19 protein-coding genes and 1 pseudogene are annotated in these 22,769 nt (G+C 38.9%); 4 read left to right on the top strand and 16 right to left on the bottom strand.

From position 1 onward, the window contains the following. Positions 1-61: 61 nt before the first annotated feature. Positions 62-952 (top strand): glucose-1-phosphate thymidylyltransferase RfbA, encoded by an 891-nt coding sequence (gene rfbA, locus H3U73_RS08685; RefSeq protein ID WP_084550304.1) that lies wholly within the window; start codon positions 62-64, stop codon positions 950-952. Between the two features lie 2 nt (positions 953-954). Beyond that, entirely contained in the window at positions 955-1,533 is a 579-nt protein-coding gene (gene rfbC, locus H3U73_RS08680) for a dTDP-4-dehydrorhamnose 3,5-epimerase (RefSeq protein ID WP_084550309.1), read from the top strand. Positions 1,534-1,592: 59 nt separating this feature from the next. On the opposite strand, the gene H3U73_RS08675 is transcribed toward rfbC, so the two are convergent. Beyond that, positions 1,593-4,418 (bottom strand): HAD-IA family hydrolase, encoded by a 2,826-nt coding sequence (locus tag H3U73_RS08675; RefSeq protein ID WP_198190397.1) that lies wholly within the window; start codon positions 4,416-4,418, stop codon positions 1,593-1,595. Positions 4,419-5,481: 1,063 nt separating this feature from the next. Here H3U73_RS08675 and H3U73_RS08670 point away from each other — a divergent pair. Next, a pseudogene (locus H3U73_RS08670) lies at positions 5,482-6,564 on the top strand (DNA recombination protein RmuC); the annotation flags it as partial. A 266-nt stretch (positions 6,565-6,830) separates the two neighbouring features. Continuing rightward, positions 6,831-8,117, top strand: coding sequence for an AmpG family muropeptide MFS transporter (locus H3U73_RS08665; protein ID WP_232336248.1), 1,287 nt, complete (start codon positions 6,831-6,833; stop codon positions 8,115-8,117). 193 nt (positions 8,118-8,310) lie between these two features. Here H3U73_RS08665 and H3U73_RS08660 read toward each other — a convergent pair whose 3' ends face one another. The 15 genes from H3U73_RS08660 to rpoA form a co-directional block, all read right to left on the bottom strand. Beyond that, positions 8,311-8,946, bottom strand: coding sequence for an MBL fold metallo-hydrolase (locus tag H3U73_RS08660; protein WP_084550965.1), 636 nt, complete (start codon positions 8,944-8,946; stop codon positions 8,311-8,313). Positions 8,947-8,971: 25 nt separating this feature from the next. Continuing rightward, entirely contained in the window at positions 8,972-9,778 is an 807-nt protein-coding gene (locus H3U73_RS08655; protein ID WP_084550963.1) for a sulfite exporter TauE/SafE family protein, read from the bottom strand. A gap of 32 nt (positions 9,779-9,810) precedes the next feature. Beyond that, on the bottom strand, positions 9,811-11,385 hold the full coding sequence (purH, locus tag H3U73_RS08650; RefSeq protein ID WP_198190396.1) for a bifunctional phosphoribosylaminoimidazolecarboxamide formyltransferase/IMP cyclohydrolase: 1,575 nt from the start codon (positions 11,383-11,385) through the stop codon (positions 9,811-9,813). 32 nt (positions 11,386-11,417) lie between these two features. Beyond that, positions 11,418-11,654, bottom strand: a complete 237-nt coding sequence (locus H3U73_RS08645; RefSeq protein ID WP_037394816.1) for a Fis family transcriptional regulator — start codon at positions 11,652-11,654, stop codon at positions 11,418-11,420. Between the two features lie 43 nt (positions 11,655-11,697). Continuing rightward, on the bottom strand, positions 11,698-12,702 hold the full coding sequence (gene dusB / locus H3U73_RS08640) for a tRNA dihydrouridine synthase DusB (RefSeq protein ID WP_198190395.1): 1,005 nt from the start codon (positions 12,700-12,702) through the stop codon (positions 11,698-11,700). 607 nt (positions 12,703-13,309) lie between these two features. Next, the gene (gene dxs, locus H3U73_RS08635) at positions 13,310-15,187 is read right to left on the bottom strand and encodes a 1-deoxy-D-xylulose-5-phosphate synthase (protein ID WP_198190394.1); all 1,878 of its coding nucleotides are present in this window, start codon (positions 15,185-15,187) and stop codon (positions 13,310-13,312) included. A 206-nt stretch (positions 15,188-15,393) separates the two neighbouring features. After that, positions 15,394-15,864 carry a 23S rRNA (pseudouridine(1915)-N(3))-methyltransferase RlmH gene (rlmH, locus tag H3U73_RS08630; RefSeq protein ID WP_084548685.1) on the bottom strand — a complete coding sequence of 157 codons (471 nt, stop codon included), beginning with the start codon at positions 15,862-15,864 and terminating at the stop codon, positions 15,394-15,396. Positions 15,865-15,896: 32 nt separating this feature from the next. Continuing rightward, positions 15,897-16,286, bottom strand: coding sequence for a ribosome silencing factor (gene rsfS, locus H3U73_RS08625; RefSeq protein WP_025331679.1), 390 nt, complete (start codon positions 16,284-16,286; stop codon positions 15,897-15,899). Between the two features lie 62 nt (positions 16,287-16,348). Next, positions 16,349-16,984: a nicotinate-nucleotide adenylyltransferase gene (gene nadD, locus H3U73_RS08620; protein WP_025331680.1), complete on the bottom strand. Its 636-nt coding sequence runs from the start codon at positions 16,982-16,984 to the stop codon at positions 16,349-16,351. Next, positions 16,981-17,544 carry a carbonic anhydrase gene (locus H3U73_RS08615; protein WP_025331681.1) on the bottom strand — a complete coding sequence of 188 codons (564 nt, stop codon included), beginning with the start codon at positions 17,542-17,544 and terminating at the stop codon, positions 16,981-16,983. The genes nadD and H3U73_RS08615 overlap by 4 nt, the downstream gene beginning before the upstream one ends. 125 nt (positions 17,545-17,669) lie before the next feature. Continuing rightward, on the bottom strand, positions 17,670-18,983 hold the full coding sequence (locus H3U73_RS08610; protein ID WP_037475034.1) for an NCS2 family permease: 1,314 nt from the start codon (positions 18,981-18,983) through the stop codon (positions 17,670-17,672). A gap of 205 nt (positions 18,984-19,188) precedes the next feature. After that, positions 19,189-20,517 (bottom strand): tRNA (N6-isopentenyl adenosine(37)-C2)-methylthiotransferase MiaB, encoded by a 1,329-nt coding sequence (gene miaB, locus H3U73_RS08605; RefSeq protein WP_037394635.1) that lies wholly within the window; start codon positions 20,515-20,517, stop codon positions 19,189-19,191. A 14-nt stretch (positions 20,518-20,531) separates the two neighbouring features. Further along, positions 20,532-20,918 carry a hypothetical protein gene (locus H3U73_RS08600; RefSeq protein WP_025331684.1) on the bottom strand — a complete coding sequence of 129 codons (387 nt, stop codon included), beginning with the start codon at positions 20,916-20,918 and terminating at the stop codon, positions 20,532-20,534. Positions 20,919-21,366: 448 nt separating this feature from the next. Further along, positions 21,367-21,750: a 50S ribosomal protein L17 gene (gene rplQ / locus H3U73_RS08595; protein WP_025331685.1), complete on the bottom strand. Its 384-nt coding sequence runs from the start codon at positions 21,748-21,750 to the stop codon at positions 21,367-21,369. Between the two features lie 18 nt (positions 21,751-21,768). Then, positions 21,769-22,755 carry a DNA-directed RNA polymerase subunit alpha gene (gene rpoA / locus H3U73_RS08590; protein WP_025331686.1) on the bottom strand — a complete coding sequence of 329 codons (987 nt, stop codon included), beginning with the start codon at positions 22,753-22,755 and terminating at the stop codon, positions 21,769-21,771. Positions 22,756-22,769 lie beyond the last annotated feature (14 nt).

The raw sequence follows: 22,769 nt of genomic DNA, 5'->3' as shown, positions 1-22,769 counted from the left end.
AATAAACCAAATATTTATTTAAAATTAAATTCTAATTGAATTAATAATCAAGGAACAAAAAATGGTTAAACGAAAGGGTATTATACTGGCTGGCGGATCCGGAACCAGACTTTATCCTATTACTTTAGGCGTATCAAAACAGTTATTACCCATTTATGATAAACCGATGATTTACTATCCCCTTTCTGTACTTATGCTGGCCGGGATACGAGAAATCATGATTATTTCAACTCCTGCAGATTTACCTAATTTTAAAAAAATGTTAGGTGACGGCAGAGATTTAGGAATTGATTTATCTTATAAAGTACAACCATCTCCTGACGGATTGGCACAAGCTTTCATTCTCGGAGCAGAATTTATTGGCAAAGATAATGTCACACTTATTCTGGGTGATAACATTTTTTACGGGCAAAGTTTCGGTGCACAATTACAAAAGGCAGCACAACAAGAAAAAGGTGCTACTGTATTTGGTTATTATGTCAATGATCCTGAGCGATTTGGTGTAGTCGAATTTGACACCCATGGAAAAGCACTTTCCATAGAGGAAAAACCGAATGAAGCAAAATCAAATTATGCAATTACAGGATTGTATTTTTATGATAATGACGTTATTGAGATAGCCAAGAATATTCGTCCTTCACCCAGAGGTGAACTCGAAATAACCGATATTAACAATGCTTATTTAAATAAGAAATTATTAAATGTTGAAATACTCGGGCGTGGCTTTGCATGGCTGGATACTGGTACACATGATTCACTGATTGAAGCCAGCTGTTTTGTTCAGACAATTGAAAAAAGACAGGGTTTAAAAATAGCATGTCTTGAAGAAATTGCTTTTAATAATAGATGGATAGATTTAGATCAACTGTTTAAACGCGGCAAACTTTTTCAAAAGACAGATTATGGTAAATATCTATTAAAACTATATAGTGAATTTTCGAGGAAAGCCTGAATATGAATGTGATTGAGACAAAGATTAAAGATCTGCTGATTTTAGAACCCAGAGTTTTTGCAGACAATCGTGGCTGGTTTATGGAAAGTTTTAACCAAACAACCTTTAATTCCATTTTATCGTCATATAATCAATCAATTGTAAACTTTGTACAAGATAATCACTCAATTTCACATAGAGGCGTAATCCGTGGATTGCATTATCAGATAAATCCACATGCTCAAGGAAAACTTGTACGAGTAGTCAGTGGAAAAGCATGGGATGTCGCTGTGGATATACGGACATCATCTCCAACTTTTGGTCAATGGGTGGGAGTTGAGCTATCTGAAAGCAATCTTCGGCAATTCTGGATACCCGCTGGATTTGCACATGGTTTCATTGCCTTAGAAGATAATACTCAATTCTTATATAAAACCACCAATTATTATTCTAAAGAATGCGAACGCAACCTGTTATGGAATGATACAGATCTAGCTATTAATTGGCCGATAGAAAACGATATGTCAATAAATCAAACAGATAAAGACAATAATGCTCCAAATTTTAAGAAACTGATAGATAACAAAATCGATTTATTTTAAGCAAATAAAAGGATTAAATCATTAATCCTTTTATTTTTCTTAATTCAATACTAATCGTATCAACTAACCAAACCTCTGCCACAGTAATCGTCATCCAGAATTAAATTTTCTAAAACTTTATTTTTTTTAATTCTTAAAGTTAAACAAAAGTCTTTATATAAAGAGTCGGCGATAAACAAAGAAGGTTTAAAATCAAAGTAAAGATTTTTACGAAGATTGACCGCATCCTTCACAAAATCTATAGCACCTTGTTGTAAAGCATTTCGTATTGGCTGGGTTGCCAGTTCTCTATCGGACAAATTTTTAAACTCTCCTTTTAGCATATCATCATTAATGCAATATTTTATAATTTGAGTATCATCAGCACTTAATAATTTTTCTAACTCAAAACTTCGGGCAAAAATTTGAGAATCAGGATACAGATTTGCTAAATTATTTACATAACAGCCTTTTATCTTAATATCTTTTGTTCTTCCTTCTATATTCGGGATGATTGTTGCAAAGTAATAACCATGAATTGGCTGTATCGATAGTTTATTTAATGCTTGTTGAATTGTCCCAGAATACCCTACATCTACAACTGCAGAATTTTTACTTGAAAAGAGACCGGATGTTTTCAGATATGTCATTAAAGGCAGTTTTTCAGTTTGTGCCAGATTTAAAATATCTGTTTGCAGGTATTGTAATAAAGGCTTTATATGATCAATTTGTTTTTGTTTTATAATTAATTTTTTATCCTTATCCCATAAATTTTTTTGATATATTTTTTTCCAACGTTCAGCATCCAGACTTAAGCCAAATCGTTCAATCAAATAATTTTGAATACTATTTTCACAGTAGTTTTTCTCTGCAATATCAATAATATCTTCAAAAGAATTAATAGCCGGTACTGTTACACATCTACGAGAAACTTGCAGATAATGACTTTGAGGAGTATTTTTTTGCGGTGAACTCCACAAATCATAAATTTGTTTAACAAGCTTACCTTCTCTGGCTAAAAAATATAATTCATTAATATGATCTGTCTGAGCTTGCTCAATCAGCCATTGACAAAAGGCACTCACTACGGGCCCTAATACGTTATAACCTAACTGATAAGGATTTGAGCTAAATAATTTGAATTTTTCTGATGAGTTATTATACCCATATATATTGTTTAAATTTTTTCTGACTAATAAGCCTATTGTTAATTCATTATTAATATTATCTTGATTTAAATCGCTTTTTATAATTTTAAAATAGTCAGGCAGTGCACATGCCAAATCCGCGGCCCTCAAAATATGAATACATTTTATTCCAAATTCATCCGTAGGCAATTGTATATCCGAACGTTCATTGTCACCAATCATCACTACTTCGCGTCCAGTGATATCTTCTTTGTTTAACATGTACTTATATAGCTCTCCAGTATCCTTTCGAACTCCGGTTTCTGAAGATAAATATAAATTATGCCATTCCGTAATTCCATGTTGAGATAACATCCTCTCAACTATTTCTCTTGATAAAAACATATCGCTAATTAAAATAATCTTTTTCCCTATATTTTTAGCAAATTGCATTAATTCAATTACGTCATAACGGGGACTGACTGAAGCCAGTTCAACCCTTTCCTCAATTTTTTGTATTTGCTGAACCTGATTATTTGTAAGTTGTGATAAATTTTTAAATTGAACATATATTTCATTTAATGAAACATCCTTACCTTTACTACTCCTAGCCTGAGTTTCCGCAACTACCCGATATTTTTTAAAAATCATTCTGCATTCATCATCTAGATACTGGGATATTATTTTTTTTGTGTGATCAGGATTTAAAAGTGGTCTTACCAATAAGGTATCAAATATATCAAAAGCAACTATTTTTACTTTCTCTTTGTTAATTCTTGATTTATAAAATTGTATGTCTCGTGTCAGGTATTGGGTATCAATCCGGAAGGATGACCAGGAAGAATACTTTAAATCCTGAATAATTACTGAGTTATAACCGGTTAAAGGGGGTACAATGCCTAGCAATCTTTCAAGTGCATGTGCCAATGTTCCATCTGTTTGTCCTCGTTCTTCTGGAAAATCTTCCCATTTCAAATTGAGATCAAATAAAGGCATTAATGCATTCGTTTTAGCCCAGAACATTGAGCCAACCGGATAATTGAAATAACCATTTATCATTGGTAATTGCATACGAGTTAATAACTTTTGCCCCTGGCTTTTATTTGCTAACCAAGTACAGGCAAAATAAGGTAGCCGATGATAAATTTGCGGATAAATTATACCTAAATTATTATTTTCTATTAATAATGAATAAATTTTCTGTATGTTTGCCGCAGAACCAAACATCGAATTAAAAAGATACGAACGCCAACCATCTGTAACCCCTTTGTTATATATCGATTTCTTACTGTGTAAATGTACCAGATAATCATACTGCTTTAATTGCTGACCAAACTCTGCAAACATTGGCGCGAGGTCACGACCACGATTTGGAACTATTTTTATTTTAATTTCATATGCATTTTTTAATTTACTCATATATCTTTGACATCGTTGCTGAGAATCCTTATCCGGTACAGAAACAAATAAATCAAATCTAAACGGAATTTTTGATAAATGGTCTATAAATTCAGATATTAAATCTATATAAAAAATATGACAATGAATTGCAAATTTATATGATTTTAATATTGGTTTATATTTATATATATCAATATTTAACAGTAATATCCCATTTCCATAATAAATTTTTTTATTTAATACTTTTGGATGGTTTTTAAACCAGCTTGGATGAATTTTGATTGCCCAAGCTAATAAATTCGGTCGCCACCGTTCGGGGAATATGTAATAAAGTTTTTTAAAATAATTTCGTATTGCTTTCTTAATTTTTTTTTTCACTTTCGACCTTTGTATGTTTGATATAACTGAAATAGTCTGATAAGTGTATAAAATTAAATATTTCTCTCACTTTTCTATAACTATTTCAGTTTATGGGATTAACACATCCCCTAATTTTTATAATTAATTCAAACATTAACAAAAACAATACTATTAATTTCAATTTATTTTTATATAAGAAAATTTTATGTGAAAAATTTTTTATTTACAAGACAATAAATAAAAAATTTATTATATGCAACATATTTACAACCTAATACGTTGAAATAAGGGGATACATATATTTATGATTATTGGAAATAAATTTGGGTTTTATGATATCTTTTTATTATTTCAGCATATTAAATACAGATATCTGCAAAAAATAAAACCAAATACAGAATTCATTAATAAATATCGATTATTTTGATACTACTTATAAATTTTATTATTTTATATGCTTTTAACATTTTAAATATACTTAATATAAATAGAATATACGAATTCAATATTCACATAACTATTTTTCAGTAGCTCATCAATAGGTTTAGTCTAATCTTCACATTACAACACTGAATTATTCGATGTCAGTGTTAAATAAATGCTATTATTTAACACTGTTGTTTGCTATAAATTTTAATAAATCATGACCATTATGACCTGGCTAATTTTGATATTTTTATTTATCTTAATCATTTGTATATTATATCTATTTTCACGCCAAAAGTTGTTACAGGAACGCCAGGCCGGACATATTCTCTTATCTGAAGCCCAAAATGATCTAAGTCGAATCCAAGCAGAAGTAAATAATCTACACCAAATCAATCAGAATTATAATGCTGAGCTTTGTAATTGCCGCCAAGAGTTACAGATCGTACATAAACGTTTAAGTGCAGCCGAAGCTGTTAATGCTCAATTAACCGATATTCAGAGTGCTTTAGAGCGGGAACAGCAAATATGCCGGTCTGTTTCTACCCAACTGGCAGCAGCAGAACAGCAACTACAAGACTGGCAGTTACGTAGTGAGGAGTGGCATTTGCGTGAAGAAGAGTTTCTAAAGGTACAGGAAGAATTAAATCATGTGCGTGTGGAAAATAGTCGTCTGGCTACACAATTAAAGCATGAACGTGAAACTTATGATGAAAAGCTAACTTTGCTTAATGAAGCCCGTGTTAGTCTGACTGATCAGTTTAAAGCACTGGCCAATGATATACTTGAAGAAAAAAGTAAACGTTTCAGTGAACAGAATCAAACCAGTCTTAATCAGTTATTAACTCCCTTACATGAACGTATGCAGGGATTTAGTCAACTTGTACAAAATACTTATGAAAAAGAAGCTAAAGAGCGCACTACTCTTGAAACTGAACTGAAACATTTACAGCAGTTAAATGCGCAGCTGCACAATGATGCTAAAGCACTTACGGATGCATTAACTGGTACCCAGAATAAAAATCAGGGTAACTGGGGCGAAATGATTCTGGAAAAAGTGCTGGAAAATTCAGGCTTACATAAAGGGCGTGAATATGTTTTACAGGCATCCTCTACTGTTATTGATGAGGATGGCCGGCAGCGCCGGCTGCAACCGGATGTACTGGTGAATTTACCGGACAATAAACAGATCGTTATTGATGCAAAAACTTCGTTAACTGCTTATGTACGCTATACTCAGGCAACAGACCCCGCTTCTGCCACCAAAGCACTGGCAGCTCATATTCAGTCAGTACGCCAGCATATTAAGGATCTTTCAGCTAAGAACTATGATGAAATTGACGGGTTAAATACACTGGATTTTGTGTTCATGTTTATTCCGGTTGAACCGGCATATTTACTTGCCTTGCAACAGGATAATCAACTTTTTGATGATTGTTTTCAGAAACGGATTATGCTGGTCGGCCCCAGCACCTTACTGGCCACATTACGTACAATTGCCCATATCTGGCGTAATGAACAGCAAAACCAGAATGCTTTGGCTATAGCCAAAGAAGGTGGCAAACTATATGACAAATTTGTTGGTTTTGTGAATACGCTAGAAGGTGTAGGTAAAAATCTGGATCAGGCTCAGGGACAATTTCAGAAAGCAATGGGGCAATTAGTAAACGGACGTGGTAATCTGGTTAGTAAAGCCAATAAATTACGTCAATTAGGTGTACAAAGCAGTAAATGTTTACCAGAACATTATCAAACCCCAGAAGAAGACGAGGAGGAATTAACTCTGTCTATTCCTGATTCACTTTGAAAATAGTTCACCATTTATTTTTGATGTTGATGATTTAAATATGATTTTGTTTAAATGTATATCAGTAACTTAAATTATAAACTAACGTACAAGAGCTGTTGACAGACAGTATTTTTAACCATCTTGCCAATTACATAAATAATTAATATTTATGCAGTCTTTCAGGCATATATCATTTGATGCTGGGTTGTATCCGAATGACTCAAACTGATTCTCAATCATCTGTTTCATTATTACGCAGAATTTTTAGCCGACATATGCTGATATGTATATTTACAGGTTTCAGCTCTGGTTTGCCCTATTATTTTCTGATTAATCTGATTCCGGCATGGTTACATAGTGAACATATAGATTTGGCAACTATTGCTTCATTTTCCATTTTCGGTCTGCCTTTTACCTGGAAATTTTTATGGTCACCATTGATGGATTTAGTTAAATTACCATGGCTGGGTAGACGGCGTGGCTGGATGTTTATCACACAAATTGCATTATTGCTGACTTTACTCGGCTACATCGGGCTTAATCCTAATCAGAATATGACAACTATAAAAATTCTGTCTGTGTTCGTAGCCTTTTTTGCGGCCAGTCAGGATATTGTTTTGGATGCTTTCCGGCGTGAAATATTGCAGGATAATGAGTTAGGATTAGGTAATGCGATTCATGTTTATGCCTATCGTATTGCCTCAGTTATACCGGGCTCTTTATCATTGATTCTGGCTGAGACACATCCATGGTCGACAGTATTCGCCATTACCGCACTATTTATGCTTCCTGGTCTATTTATGACCTTCTTTCTGACACAAGAACCCAAACTTCCTGTAATTACTCACAAATCTTTTAATCAGACAGTTATTGCTCCTTTTAATGAATTTTTTAATCGTAAAGGTATTAAAAATGCTTTGCTGATACTGTGTTTTATTTTTTTGTATAAACTGGGTGACAATATGGCTACTGCGCTGGCTACACCTTTTTATTTAGATATGGGCTTCAGTAAAATAGATATCGGTCTGATTGCTAAAAATGCCGGCTTGTGGCCAACAATTATTGCTGGTATTCTGGGCGGGATTTGGATGATTAAATTAGGTATTAATCGTGCTTTATGGCTATTCGGACTGGTACAGGTTTTTTCTATATTGGGATTTGTCTGGCTGGCAAGTCAGGGACCTTTTGCCGTAATCAGTTTAAAGCAGCAGTTAATGCTGGCAACCGTTATTGGCGTTGAAGCAATTGGTGTGGGTTTGGGTACGGCTGCTTTTGTGGCTTATATGGCACGTGAAACCAACCCTGCCTTTACTGCCACACAACTGGCATTGTTCACCAGTCTGGCGGCAGTACCAAGAACTTTATTTAATGCAACAACCGGTTATCTGATTAACTGGCTGGGCTATGTCAATTTTTTCTGGTTATGCTTTTTTCTGGCATTCCCCGGTATGCTGCTATTAATAAAAGTTGCGCCATGGAATAAAAACGTAACAGATACTTAGTACTGTTTGTGCATATAATTAAACTAAAAAGAGATTATCAGAACTCAGTTTGTGCCTGATTCAAAAGCCAATCGGCAAACAAAATGATCTGGTTCAATTCAGAATACATAATTCTGCATATTTGCATTAAAGCTTCAATAATCAGGTTTTGCAGGATAAATTTGAACTTTTTGTCAGTTAAATGTAAGCCTAATTAGCGTAAATACGGATTATGCAGTTTCTCATGACCGATAGTGGTCATAGGACCATGCCCCGGCAAAATACGAGTACTATCAGGCAAAGTTAGTAGTTTACTTTGAATCCCATGAATTAAATCAGCATGATTTCCGCCCGGGAAATCAGTACGGCCGATAGATTCACGGAATAAAACATCACCGGCGATCAATAAGTTATTTTCCTGATTGTAAAACACAACATGACCGGGCGTATGACCGGGTATGTGATAAACAATAAATTTATGTTCACCAACGGATAATTCATCGCCATCTTCCAACCAGCGTGTGGGAGTAAGTGGTTTACTAACCGGAAAACCATAATTAGCGGTAATTTCAGGTAATGCCTGCAACCAATAATCATCAGACTGATGCGGCCCCAGCACGGGAACACTTTGCTGCTCAGTTAAATCGGCTACACCACTGGCATGATCAAGATGTCCGTGTGTTAACCAGATAGCCTGCAGTTTAAGCTGGTGCTGGCTGACTGCTGATAATAAACGTTCAGACTCTCCGCCAACATCAGTTAGTACTGCTTCCCTGCTGACATCATCCCAAAGCAATGCTGCATTTTGTTGAAATGGTGTTACTGGTATCACTTGAATTTGTAAAGCCATTATTTTCTCTTATTTTGCTACAAATTTATAAGAATAGTGCTTTGCTTAAAAAATATATACTCATGAACAATAATAAACAGGCAAAACATTGTTTCAGCATTGTCGGTGAAAGCCGATGAGCTACTTTAGCACCCTGTTTGGCAGTGATAAAGCTCATAATACTTATACCAATAAATGCGTAAATATGAACATAACCAATGGTATGAGCTATATCAATGTGTTCATGCGCTCCAAAGAATATAAAGCCTAATGCCCCAGCAATCGCAATCGGCAAACCACATGCAGCGGAGGATCCTACTGCCTGTTGCATTGCTATTCCGCTTCGATTCAGATAAGGCACTGTTAAACTTCCGCCTCCGATACCAAATAAAGCAGATGCCAGGCCAATAACAACACCTGCAAACCAGTGCCAGCGTGGATTAATTAACGGCCTGTTCTGTCTGCTGGATTTTACCCGGGCACTGCGAAACATATTGCTGCCAACGAACAAAGTAAAAATACCGATAACCAGTTGCAGTTTCTGACCGGATAAAGCATCGGCAATAGCCGCACCTGCGAATGAGCCAAATACAAGTCCAGGAGTTAACCGTCCTACCACCGGCCAGAGCACTGCATGATTTTTATTATGAGCCAGCATGGAACTGACTGATGTAACCATAATAGTGGCCAGGGATGTGCCAAGCGCAAGATGCATGGTGACAGCTTCACCATAGCCCGCATGCATAAAGACTATATAGAGTATAGGAACAACAATTAAACCGCCGCCTACTCCGAACAGACCGGCAGCAAAGCCGGCTACCGCACCGATTATTAAATAAGCAAGCAGTTCCATAGATTATTTTTTTGCTGCACTAATACTGTATATTAATGGCGAAAGTGACGTACTCCGGTTACGACCATTGCTATACCATGCTCATTGGCAGCATTAATCACCTCTTCATCCCGTACAGAACCGCCAGGCTGAATAATGGCTTTAATACCCTGCGCAGCAATTACATCTACGCCATCTCTGAAAGGAAAAAATGCATCTGAGGCAGCACAGGCACCTGCCAGCTCAAAACCTGCATCCTGTGCCTTACGGGCAGCGATTCTGGTTGAATCGACCCTGCTCATCTGACCTGCCCCGATACCGTAGGTTTGACCGCCTTTACCAAAAACAATTGCATTCGATTTTACGTATTTCGCTACTTTCCATACAAACAGTAAATCATGCATTTCCTGTTCAGTCGGTGAACGTAATGTGACTACCTGCAATTGTGCTTTTTCGATCTGATGATTATCCGGTGTCTGTACCAGCAGACCACCGCCAACACGCTTTAATTCAAACTGATTGGCTCCGGCTGACAAGGGAATTTCAAGCACACGTACATTTTTTTTAGCAGCAATAATGGTTTTTGCCTCTGCAGTAAATCCGGGTGCCATTAATACCTCAAGAAACTGACCGGTAACTGCTTCTACTGTTGCTGCATCTACCTCACGGTTAAACGCGATAATACCGCCAAATGCACTGGTTGTATCGGTAGCAAATGCCAGACGGTAAGCAGTTAACGTATCCGCTGCAACTGCTACTCCGCAAGGGTTAGCATGCTTAACGATAACACAGGCTGGCTGAGTAAAAGATTTAACAGCTTCCCATGCTGCATCGGCATCAGCAATATTGTTATACGATAATTCTTTGCCTTGCAATTGCTGATAATTAGCCAGACTACCGGCAGCCGGCTTCACATCACGATAAAATGCTGCCTGCTGATGAGGATTTTCTCCATAGCGTAAATCCTGCACTTTCAACCAGTTCTGATTATATTGCTGGGGAAAAGTGTGTAATTGCGGCTTTCCAGACAGATTCTTATCGTCAATACAAGTCAGGTAATTAGTGATCATGCCGTCATATTGAGCTGTATGGGCAAAAGCTTTTCGTGCCAGATTAAAACGCGTTTGCATAGATAAACTGCCAAGCTGCTGTATTTCGGCAATAACGGCTTCATAATCATGATAATCTGTAACAATGGCTACATCCCGCCAGTTTTTGGCTGCAGAACGCACCATTGTCGGACCACCAATATCAATGTTTTCAATAGCATCTTCCAGTGTGCAGTCAGGTTTAGCTACTGTTGCCGCAAATGGATACAAATTTACACAAACCAGATCAATGGTTCCAATATCATGCTCTGCCATTTGTGCTACATGCTCAGGACAGTCACGTCGTCCCAGAATACCGCCATGAATTTTCGGATGTAATGTTTTAACCCGTCCGTCCAGCATTTCCGGAAAACCCGTATAGTCTGCCACTTCAGTGACAGCAATACCGGCATCAGCCAGTAAACTGGCTGTGCCGCCGGTTGACAGTAATTCAACCCCCAGTTGTGCCAGCTGATGCGCAAATTCAATTACACCTGTTTTGTCTGATACACTCAGCAGTGCCCGTTTGATTACAGCCATGATTTCTCCCTTAATATGCGAATATTACTGATTTAATCCAGCAGATGATGCTGGATTAATTTTTTACGTAAAGTATTGCGGTTCAAACCAAGAATTTGTGCTGCACGTGTCTGATTGTTATCACATACGTCCATTACACAACGTAATAGCGGTAGTTCCATCTGCTGTAATACCATATCATATACTGCACAAGGTGTTTCACCATCAAGATCAGCAAAATATTGACGTACATTTGCCTCTATACATTGAGCGATACTAACTTTAGGCATTTCACTCATTTACATTTTCCTTATATAACTCAGGGCAAACTGCTTATTGCTCACGGTAATCACATGGCCACTCTGTTAATTGTGCTACTTGCCTGTCCAGAAAATCATTAACCAGCCGCAACTGTATTTGCGCATCATCTGTCGTGCTCACCTGTCTGCGAAAAATTTCACCTTCTGGCAGACCGGACACATACCAGCCAATATGTTTACGGGCAATGCGCACCCCCGTAAATATCCCGTAAAAATCATGTATAGCAGAAACATGATTAACTATAATCTGTGCATGCTCCGCTACGGTCAGTGCCTGCGGTAAACAACCATGCTTATAGTAATATACCAAATCACGGAACAACCATGGCTGTCCCTGTGCAGCGCGCCCGATCATCACACCATCGGCGCCGGTTTGTTGTTTTATATCAATCGCTTTTTGCGGGCTGGTAATATCACCGTTAACCCATAATGGTAGGTTTATCTGCTGTCGTACTTGTGTAATCAGATCATAACTTGCCGTTCCCCGGTACATTTGCGTTCGTGTTCGGCCGTGGATAGCAAGAGCTGTAATCCCTGCCTGTTCAGCTATTTGCGCAATGGTTAAAATATTACAATGATCGTCATCCCATCCCAGACGGGTTTTCAGCGTTACCGGAACATCAACTGCGCCGACAACGGTTTGCAAAATAGCCTTAACCAGCGATTCATTTTGTAATAGAGCACTGCCAGCCAATACATTACATACTTTTTTTGCCGGGCAGCCCATATTAATATCAATTACTTCAGCACCACGGGCTACATTATAGCAGGCAGCCTCGGCCAGCTGCTGCGGATCACTACCCGCAATCTGTACTACCCTGACCCCGCTTTCACCGTCGTAGTCTGCCCGCTGCAAAGTCTTACGAGTTTTCTGTAAATAAGGATCACTGGTAATCATTTCACTTACAGCCCAGCCTGCACCAAATTCACGGCATAACTGACGGAAAGGTTTATCAGTTATACCTGCCATCGGAGCTAAGGCAAACGGAGTAGCAAGCTGATAACAACCAATTTGCATAATTGCTAAATCAAACGGAGAAAGAAGAATAAATATCTAAATATTGTACATTTTTTAGGCACTCACTCCAAATATAAATAATATTATTAATCTAGTACATTGATTAATTTAAAAAAATTATTTCTTAAATATAAAATAGTTTTAGCCAGATAATACTATAGCTCAGTTTGTATTCCGCGACTTGCTTTCAGATGTTCGAAATAGATAGTTGCTGCATCGGTTAAATACCGATTAATCAATTATGTGTAAAATACTAACCAACAGGCCAGAATATAATAAATTTTATGCTATCTATTTATATTTATCTCTGCTGTAATAAAGCGACTATGTCAAAATGTCAGCACTTGGATAAGAAGATATAAAACAGCCTGTCGACTTGTTGGTCAAATAACCACAAGCAAATTACAGGTGATATTTAAAGTGATTTTAAAGCTTGCTGGCAATATTTATTTTATTTTGTGTGAAGTTAAATGATCTTAGGTACAGTTAACTGGCAGGAAGATATTGAAAGCTACAAATACAGTCCATCATACTAAAAGAGCAGCTTAATAAAGTTTTATTAAGATAAAAAACTCTATTAAGCTGCCGGATACTATTCAGATAACAATTATTCTATCCATTGAAGAATTTGTTGCTGAATTTTTTCTGCACTTAATCCCATTTGCGCTAACAATCGTGCTGTATCACCATGTTCAGTAACAATATCAGGAATTCCGAGTGTCAAAACGGGTTTAGTCAGATTATGCTGTGTTAGAGCTTCAAGCACAGCACTTCCTGCACCACCAATTTTACTGTTTTCTTCAAGCGTAACTATATAATCATGTTCTGCTGCAAGCTGTACTAATAACTCTTTATCCAGTGGTTTGACAAAACGCATATCTGCTACTGTAGCATCAATAGCATTAGCTACAGTCAGTGCCGGTTGTACCATGCTACCAAACGCTACCAAAGCAATTTTACTTCCTTTACGGCGTACTAATCCCTTACCAATTGCTACTGTGGACAAATCTGATCCCGCTTCGATACCGGTACCCATACCACGCGGATAACGCACAGCCGCCGGCTGATTAAGCTGATAGCAGCTTGATAATAGTAAACGGCATTCGCGTTCATCACTAGGAACAGCAATTACCAGATTGGGTACACAGCGCAAATAGCTTAAATCATAGACACCCGCATGTGTCGGACCATCTGCACCGACAACTCCGCCGCGATCAATAGCAAACAAAACCGGCAAATTCTGTAATGCCACATCATGAATCAGCTGATCGTAAGCACGTTGCAGAAAAGTTGAATAAATTGCTACAACCGGCTTCATCTGCTCACAGGCAAGTCCGGCAGCAAAAGTAACTGCATGCTGTTCTGCAATACCAACATCAAAATAACGTTCAGGGTAACGCTTCTCAAACTCTACCAAACCACTGCCTTCACGCATTGCCGGAGTAATGGCCAGTAATTTATTGTCTGCCGCGGCCTGATCAATTATCCACTGACTAAAAATCTGTGTATAAGTGGGTTTAGCAGCTTCGGCAGATGAATGCAAACCCTGCTGAGGATCAAATGCACTGACAGCATGGAATGCAACCGGATCATTTTCTGCCAGTTTATAGCCATGCCCTTTTTTAGTAATAATATGCAACAATTGCGGTCCTTTACGGCTGCGCATTTCCTGCAATACATCTACCAGCTGAATCACATCATGCCCGTCAACCGGACCGGAATAGGTAAATCCAAAATTATCAAATAATGATAAAGTTTCGGAGCTGGTGCTTTCTTCAATCAGCCCCTTAATTTTATTTTCTACCCGCTGAGCCACATCCAGAGCGCCCGGAACCAGACTCAGCACTTTTTCTGATTTGTGCTTGATAGATTTCACTAAGTCTTTTACATCATGCAAAGGATTTTTCGCTAAATATTTGGGTAAAGCTCCCACATTGGGTGAAATAGACATTTCGTTATCGTTGAGAATAACCAGCAAATCAATGTCCATATCCCCGGCATTATTCAACGCTTCAAATGCCTGTCCCGCCGTCATTGCCCCGTCACCAATAATAGCCACACTACGATTGGTTTTATGCTGTAATTTATCAGCAACAGCCATACCCAGAGCAGCACCAATCGAAGTAGAGGAATGACCAACGCCAAACACATCGTATTCAGACTCGCTGCGTTTAGGAAAACCGGCCAGACCACCGCATTGCCGCATTGTATTCATGCGTTGCTTACGTCCGGTCAGAATTTTATGCGGATAACTCTGATGCCCTACATCCCAAATCAGATGGTCATATGGCGTCTGATATACAAAATGCAAAGCAACAGTTAACTCAACAGCCCCCAGATTACTGGCAAAGTGTCCACCTGTTTTACTTACTGATTCCAGTAAATAGGCGCGTAATTCATCGGCCAGCTCAGGTAACTGTGTTTTTTGTAAACGACGAACATCCTGCGGTAAATCAATGGTATCAAGCAGTGGTGTAGGATTCATGATCAGACTTTGCTTATTATTAATTTATTAATCCGGATGACAGATCAAATACCTGCCAAATAAATGCAGAGTAATTATATACCAGCATACCCCCTGCACGGGGGTATTTCATTGTATGACGATAAATTATTTTTATCCGGATTCATCCAAATAATTTCAGTCAATCAAAACAATTCAATCTTAAATTACCAATCAACACTATTGAATTACTCACGATGATAAGGATGATTATGCAGAATCGACTGTGCACGATAAAGCTGCTCTGTCAGCAATACCCGCACCATACCATGAGGTAAAGTAAGACTGGAGAGCCGCAATAACAAATTCGCCCGCTGTTTTAAACTATCGGTCATACCATCGGCACCACCAATAACAAAACACAGATTATCACCCTGATGCTGCCATTTTTTTAACCAGTCAGCGAGTTCCATCGAAGTAGGGGCTTTTCCGCGCTCATCCAGAACTATCAGGTAACTATGCGCAGGAATGGCTGCAACAATACGCGCCTCTTCTGCAGCCATTGCCTGCGCTGTACTCGTTCCGGGACCACGCTTTTCCGGCTTGATTTCTTTAAGCTGAAACTGAATTTCACGACCAAATCTTTTACTGTAATCGGTTACAGCATAATCTACCCATTGCGGCATTTTCGTTCCTACCGCCAGCACAGTAATATTCATTCAATTCCAGTAAAATTAGTATCCGGCACAAATCAATCTGCAGCCTGCCATGGCTTAGCTGCCCCTGCATGAAAGGAAGGTTTTTCACCACCCCACAAAGCTTCAATATCATAATAATCGCGTACTGCTGGCTGCATAACATGCACAACCAGATCACCAGCATCAACCAATGCCCATTCACCGCTATCAAGACCTTCAGTGCTGATAATTTCATAACCAGCCTCTTTCAAATCGACAGCCACATTATTGGCCAGAGCTTTCACCTGACGTGTACTGTCACCACTGGCAATAATCATGCGTGAAAACAGTGAAGTTTGTGCTGAAGTATCCAGCACAATAATATCTTTTCCTTTAATATCTTCAAGTGCATTAACGCTAACGGCTACCATATTTTCCCATTGAGCGATAAGATTTTCATCCATATAGTAAAATACCCTATTATGTTAAAAGCATTTCCAGCTTAGAAATACTCTATAAATATAAATTATGCCTGATAAAGACCTTCATGGTCGATGTATTCAGCCACAGTCTCTGGAACATCATCATGATGACCTGATGACCATTTTGCACGAATATCAGTTGAGCTGACTGGTAAAAATGATGTTTGTAATAAAACTGCACGTCCGCCATCACTACCATCCGGTACAGTCATATTTTTAGCCAGTGCATCTGGCAACCATTGCTGCAATGATTCCGGCAAATCGGTTAATCTCTGTTGACCGCGCTGAGCAATTGCCAGATTCACACTTTGTAGCAGAGCCTGATAACGATGCCAGTGAGGTAATTGCAACAATGAATCCATTCCCAGCAACCACCATAACTGAGTCTGCGGAAATACCTGACGAAACAGAGATACCGTATCAATAGTATATGTAGGTCCATTACGTAGTACATCGCAATCAGACACACTAAAACGTTTGTCTGTACTAATTGCCCTTTCCACCATAGCAAGACGTTGTAGTGCCGGTGTACAGATAACTGTCGGTTTATGATACGGATCACCAGCCGGAATAAAAATAACATTATCCAGCATTAACTCATCCGCAAAACCCTGTGCAATATGAATATGCCCATTATGCGGAGGATCAAAAGTACCGCCGAACAAACCGATACGTTTCATACTTTATTTCCGTTAACCACAATATTCAGCTTACCGGTAATCGGATGAATAACCAGACCATGTACCCTAATCTCACTGGGCATCAGAGGATGCTTACGTATCATATTCACCGAATGCATAATAGCATCTTCCACACAATCAAAATCAGTTAACCATTTATGGAAATCTACGCCGGCATTTTCCAGAATTTCAAGGCGCTCATCGCTGATCCCCCGGGCGCGCATTCTGTCAAGCATATCAGGCACATGTAATTCCTGCATGCCGCAATCATAATGCCCGATCACCATAATTTCAGTTACATTCATTTCAAATACAGCCACTAGTAATGAACGCATCACGGAACCCCAGGGATGGGTGACTAAAGCACCGGCGTTACGAATTACCTTAGCATCTCCATTCTTCAATCCCAGAGCACGGGGTAATAAATCCAGAATCCGTGCGTCCATACAGGAAACAATCGCCAGATTTTTTTCCGGATATTTATCTGTAAAAAATTGCTCATACTCTTCTGCATCAACAAATCTTTGATTAAAGTCCATAATTTCATCGATTAAAGACATAATTTCTCCCTCTGCATTTATTTAATCGTTACATGAATCTTATTACATTGATACATCAGCCCGAAGAACAAAAACCATAAAATATTTAGGCAGCCCAACGGCTGCCTGTTAACAAACCGAACTGTCTATGCACCTAACCAGAGCAATTTAAAAGCCCATAGTACAGCAATAATCCACACCATATAAGAAACTTCTTTAACTCTGCCACAGAACAGTTTAATTAGTGCATAACTAATAAAACCCATTGCAATACCATCTGCAATTGAATAAGCGAAAGGCATAAAAATCAGTGTAAAAAATGCTGGTGCAGCTTCAGATACATCTTTCCAGTCAATTTCCGTCATACTGCGCATCATCAGTACACCCACATATAACAAAGCAGGCGCAGTTGCATATGCCGGTACACTGGCAGCAAGCTTGGAAAACCACAAACTGGCCAGCATCAGAAGACCAACCACCACTGCTGTCAGACCTGTACGGCCGCCTGCAGCTGCTCCGGCTGCCGACTCTACATAAGCAGTAGTAGAAGAAGTACCCAGCCCGGCACCGACTACAATTGCCGTTGAATCGGCCAGCAACGCTTTTTTTACCCGTGGTAATTTGCCATCCACCAACAAACCGGCGCGTCCGGCAACACCAATCAGAACACCGGTACTGTCAAATAAATCCACAAAGAAAAACACAAAAATAACGCTAACCAGACTCATGTTAAATAAATCATGAAAATCCAGCTGTAAAAAGGTAGGAGCCAGAGAGGGTACCGGCGCAAATACTCCCTTAAATTCATTAAGACCTGCTACTGAAGCAATAGCCGTAATTACCAAAATACCGATAATAATTCCGCCACGTATGCGGAAATGCTCCAAAGTAACGATAAAACAAAAGCCCACGATCGTCAGCAACACCTGAGGAGAATGAATATCACCCAGACTGACCAGAGTGTCCGGATTAGATACCACTACTTTGGCACTTTTGAGCGCTACCAGAGCCAGAAATAAACCAATACCGCCGCCAATAGAATACTTGAGAGAATTCGGTAATGAATTAACAATCGCTTCGCGCACCTTAAACAGGCTTAAGATAATAAAAACAATACCGGAAACAAAAACTGCACCCAGTGCTACCTGCCATGATATACCCATACCTTTTACAACAGCATAAGTAAAATAAGCATTCAGTCCCATACCGGGCGCGAGTGCGATCGGATAATTAGCTACCAATCCCATCATCATGCAGGCAAAAGCTGAAGAAATACAGGTAGCCACAAATACCGCACCAAAATCCATTCCCGCATCCTTAAGAATGGAAGGATTAACTACCAGAATATAGCTCATTGCCAAAAAAGTAGTCAGACCGGCTAACACCTCAGTGCGCACACTGCTGCCACTTTCTTTAATTTTAAAAAAACGATCCAGAAAAGAAGTACCCGCTGGGCTCATGCCAATTCCTTTTAATACCGAACAAAGGCCAGACAAAACCGGTTATCATTAATAAATTTTTACTGATAACCAGACGAAAAAACAAACAAATATAGCATTACATTCCGACAACAAGCACAGCCTTTATACTGTATTAATGTACATGTTCCGGTATCCAGATAAATGGATTAATGCAGCGTTTCCCCTTATTAGAAAGATTAATTACTTAATCGGCTAAAACCATTTTTCCGCGTAAAGAAAAAGTATGTGCCTCAGTGATTTCCAGCTCTACCATCTGATTAATCAGACGAGGATGCCCCGTAAAATTAACTACCCGGTTATTTGCTGTACGCGCCTGTAACTGATCAGGATCTTTTTTAGACACACCTTCTACAAGACAGCGCTGTACACTACCAAGCATAGATTGATTAATACGCGCTGTCTCAGCTTCAATCACTGTATTTAATGCTTCCAGACGACGTACTTTTTCAGCATGAGGAGTATCATCCGGTAAATTTGCTGCCGGTGTTCCCGGACGCGGACTATAGATAAATACAAAGCTTAAATCAAAAGCCAGGTCTTGTACTAACTTCAGAGTTTGCTCAAACTCACGCTCAGTTTCTCCCGGAAAGCCAACAATAAAGTCTGAACTTAAACATAAATCCGGCCGGATAGCCCGCAACTTACGGATAATATGTTTATACTCTAAGGCTGTATAGCCACGTTTCATTGCCATTAAAACACGGTCGGAACCAGACTGTACCGGAAGATGCAAATGTGATACCAGCTTAGGTAAATCACGATAACACTCAATGATTGCATCAGAAAATTCTCGCGGGTGGCTGGTCGTAAAGCGCATGCGTTCAATACCGGGTATCTCATGCACTATGCGCAGCAACGTTGCGAAATCACAGATTTCACCATCACCCATATCGCCGCGATAGGCGTTTACGTTTTGTCCCAGCAGATTAATTTCTTTGACACCCTGTTGTGCCAGACCAGCAATTTCAGTAAGCACATCGTCAAGTGGACGTGAAAATTCCTCTCCGCGCGTATAGGGTACAACACAAAAACTGCAATATTTGGAACAGCCTTCCATAATAGATACGAACGCTGCTCCACCTTCAACACGTGCAGGCGGTAAATGATCAAATTTTTCTATTTCCGGAAAAGAAATATCTACCTGTGACAGACCACTGGTTTCTTTATCGAGAATCATTTGTGGTAAACGATGCAAAGTCTGAGGACCGAAAACCACATCCACATAAGGTGCGCGCTGAATAATCGCCTCACCTTCTTGTGAAGCCACACAACCACCGACACCGATAATTAAATCCGGATTTTTAACTTTCAAAGGTCGGATACGACCCAAATCTGAAAATACTTTTTCCTGAGCCTTTTCCCGAACCGAGCAGGTATTAAAAAGAATAATATCTGCATCTTCAGCCCTGTCAGTTCGTTCTAAAGGTTGCCCTTCTGCCAGAACAGACAGCATTTTTTCACTGTCGTATTCATTCATCTGACAACCAAAGGTTCGTATAAATACTTTTTTCATAACACCTACAATAATTATTCAACCTGCGGATTATTAGGTCTTACTAATGCGTCCTGCTCTTCATCAGTCAGTACCCAGATTTCCTGAATCTGATTTGCTCTGTCAACCCGCACTGCTATCGTTGCATTCTTAAATTTGTATAAATTGTTATACGTAACAAAACGATTATTTGTATCATGTATACGTACTCCCCTGCTTAATTGAAATGTTTTATTACCTTTAACTAAGCCCAGACTTAACGTACGTAACCATGCCTTTTTTGCCGTCCCTAATACAACCTGCTGTCCTTCTGCTTGTTTCAATACAACTATATGAATATCATTAGGTAAAACACGACCTGCCCATACTAATGAAGAGGATAAAAAAATCAGGCTCAACAATACTAAACGTAAATATTTCATGATTTCTCCTTAAATAACAATAGTCAGCTAAGAGTCAATAATTATACGCAGAAGAGAGATAAACAGCAGCTTTTTAAGAAAAACGAATTCTGAAAAGCTAAAACAGCAAATACAAACTTATTAAATCAAACAAATATATTTAAATAGAATTACGGTAATAAACTTACACTAAACAAGTAATTTAAATTCGTTTCAAAAATCAGCTTTTTATTTGTGTATTGATTAATTCCTAAAATAACTATATTTTCAGCATCATAACAAAAAACTACACTTACTCTATGATGAAAAAAGTAGTGAATCGTACCTAATAAAATTTATAGATATATACTGAATTAATACATCTCAACTACTAAATAAATACACATTTTTAAACTATTCACAAAACCATAAAGCAAAAAATCAAAATGAAACAAGCCAGCCTAATGGCTGGCTTGTTCGTGAAGCCTGATTACTCAGCTACAGCTTCAGATTCAGGTGCTTTCTCAACCAACTCAACCAGAGCCAGCGGAGCATTATCGCCTTTACGGAAGCCATACTTCAATATGCGCAGATAGCCACCATTCCGATTAGCAAAGCGCGGGCCTAACTCATTGAACAATTTAACAACAACATCACGATCACGTGTACGATTAAAAGCTAAACGATGATTAGCCAGTGAAGGCTTTTTACCTAAAGTAATCAATGGTTCAGCTACACGACGCAACTCTTTTGCTTTCGGCAAAGTAGTTACAATTGTTTCGTGAGTCAATAAAGAATTGGCCATATTACGCAACATAGCAGCGCGATGACTACTGGTGCGATTTAATTTGCGGTTACCATTACGATGACGCATGTCATTATCCTTTAATCATCAAACTTGTGGCTTTTCCAGACTGGCCGGCGGCCAGGCTTCCAGTTTTGAACCCAACGTCAATCCTTTGGAAGCCAGGACTTCCTTGATTTCGTTCAGAGATTTTCTACCCAGATTCGGGGTTTTCAACAATTCAGTCTCTGTGCGTTGAATCAAATCGCCAATATAGTAAATATCTTCAGCTTTCAAGCAGTTTGCTGAACGAACGGTCAACTCCAGATCATCAACTGGACGAAGCAGAATCGGATCAATCGGTGGTTCTTTCTCTTCTACCACGGTAACTGGAGTACCCTGTAAATCTGCAAAAATTGACATTTGATCAATTAAAATACAGGCCGCATTGCGAACTGCTTCTTCAGGGTCAATAGCACCGTTAGTTTCAATATCCAGAACCAGACGATCTAAATCAGTACGCTGCTCAACACGAGCAGGTTCTACTTCAAAGCTGACACGACTGATAGGCGAAAAGCTTGCATCTAGTTGAATAGCGCCGATACGTTTGTGGTCGTCTTTATTACGACGGCCTGACACAGACTCATAGCCTCTGCCTTGTTCAACCTTAATTTCCATATTGATACTACCACCTTCAGACAGGTGGCAGATAACATGATCAGGGTTAACAATTTCGACATCATGAGGTAACTCAATATCAGCTGCGGTAACAACACCGGCACCTGATTTTTTCAAACTTAAAGTTACTTCTGTGCGGCCATGCACTTTAAATACTACACCTTTCAGGTTCAGCAGAATATCAACAACATCCTCCTGAACGCTGTCAAGTGTAGAATATTCATGCAATACGCCTTCAATCGTTACTTCTGTCGACGCATAACCATTCATTGATGACAGTAAGATACGACGCAAAGCATTACCCAAGGTATGGCCGAAACCACGTTCAAAAGGCTCCATAGACACTTTGGCACGGGTAGCAGACAAGGTGTCAACGTCAATTTGACGTGGCTTCAAGAATTCGGATGTGTTTTGCATTTAACTGTCCTCAC

It is taken from the genome of Snodgrassella sp. W8124, assembly GCF_016100875.1.
Taxonomy (GTDB): Bacteria; Pseudomonadota; Gammaproteobacteria; order Burkholderiales; family Neisseriaceae; genus Snodgrassella; species Snodgrassella alvi.
This window is presented reverse-complemented; position numbering and strand designations above follow the sequence as displayed.

Coding starts and splice junctions, on each gene's coding strand:
- H3U73_RS08615 (WP_025331681.1), bottom strand. CDS start 17,544: ATGTCTTTAATCGATGAAATTATGGACTTTAATCAAAGATTTGTTGAT.
- rsfS (WP_025331679.1), bottom strand. CDS start 16,286: ATGGATGAAAATCTTATCGCTCAATGGGAAAATATGGTAGCCGTTAGC.
- H3U73_RS08610 (WP_037475034.1), bottom strand. CDS start 18,983: ATGAGCCCAGCGGGTACTTCTTTTCTGGATCGTTTTTTTAAAATTAAA.
- rplQ (WP_025331685.1), bottom strand. CDS start 21,750: ATGCGTCATCGTAATGGTAACCGCAAATTAAATCGCACCAGTAGTCAT.
- rfbA (WP_084550304.1), top strand. CDS start 62: ATGGTTAAACGAAAGGGTATTATACTGGCTGGCGGATCCGGAACCAGA.
- H3U73_RS08655 (WP_084550963.1), bottom strand. CDS start 9,778: ATGGAACTGCTTGCTTATTTAATAATCGGTGCGGTAGCCGGCTTTGCT.
- rfbC (WP_084550309.1), top strand. CDS start 955: ATGAATGTGATTGAGACAAAGATTAAAGATCTGCTGATTTTAGAACCC.
- dusB (WP_198190395.1), bottom strand. CDS start 12,702: ATGCAAATTGGTTGTTATCAGCTTGCTACTCCGTTTGCCTTAGCTCCG.
- nadD (WP_025331680.1), bottom strand. CDS start 16,984: ATGAAACGTATCGGTTTGTTCGGCGGTACTTTTGATCCTCCGCATAAT.
- H3U73_RS08665 (WP_232336248.1), top strand. CDS start 6,831: ATGACTCAAACTGATTCTCAATCATCTGTTTCATTATTACGCAGAATT.
- miaB (WP_037394635.1), bottom strand. CDS start 20,517: ATGAAAAAAGTATTTATACGAACCTTTGGTTGTCAGATGAATGAATAC.
- rlmH (WP_084548685.1), bottom strand. CDS start 15,864: ATGAATATTACTGTGCTGGCGGTAGGAACGAAAATGCCGCAATGGGTA.
- H3U73_RS08645 (WP_037394816.1), bottom strand. CDS start 11,654: ATGCCTAAAGTTAGTATCGCTCAATGTATAGAGGCAAATGTACGTCAA.
- H3U73_RS08660 (WP_084550965.1), bottom strand. CDS start 8,946: ATGGCTTTACAAATTCAAGTGATACCAGTAACACCATTTCAACAAAAT.
- dxs (WP_198190394.1), bottom strand. CDS start 15,187: ATGAATCCTACACCACTGCTTGATACCATTGATTTACCGCAGGATGTT.
- purH (WP_198190396.1), bottom strand. CDS start 11,385: ATGGCTGTAATCAAACGGGCACTGCTGAGTGTATCAGACAAAACAGGT.
- rpoA (WP_025331686.1), bottom strand. CDS start 22,755: ATGCAAAACACATCCGAATTCTTGAAGCCACGTCAAATTGACGTTGAC.
- H3U73_RS08600 (WP_025331684.1), bottom strand. CDS start 20,918: ATGAAATATTTACGTTTAGTATTGTTGAGCCTGATTTTTTTATCCTCT.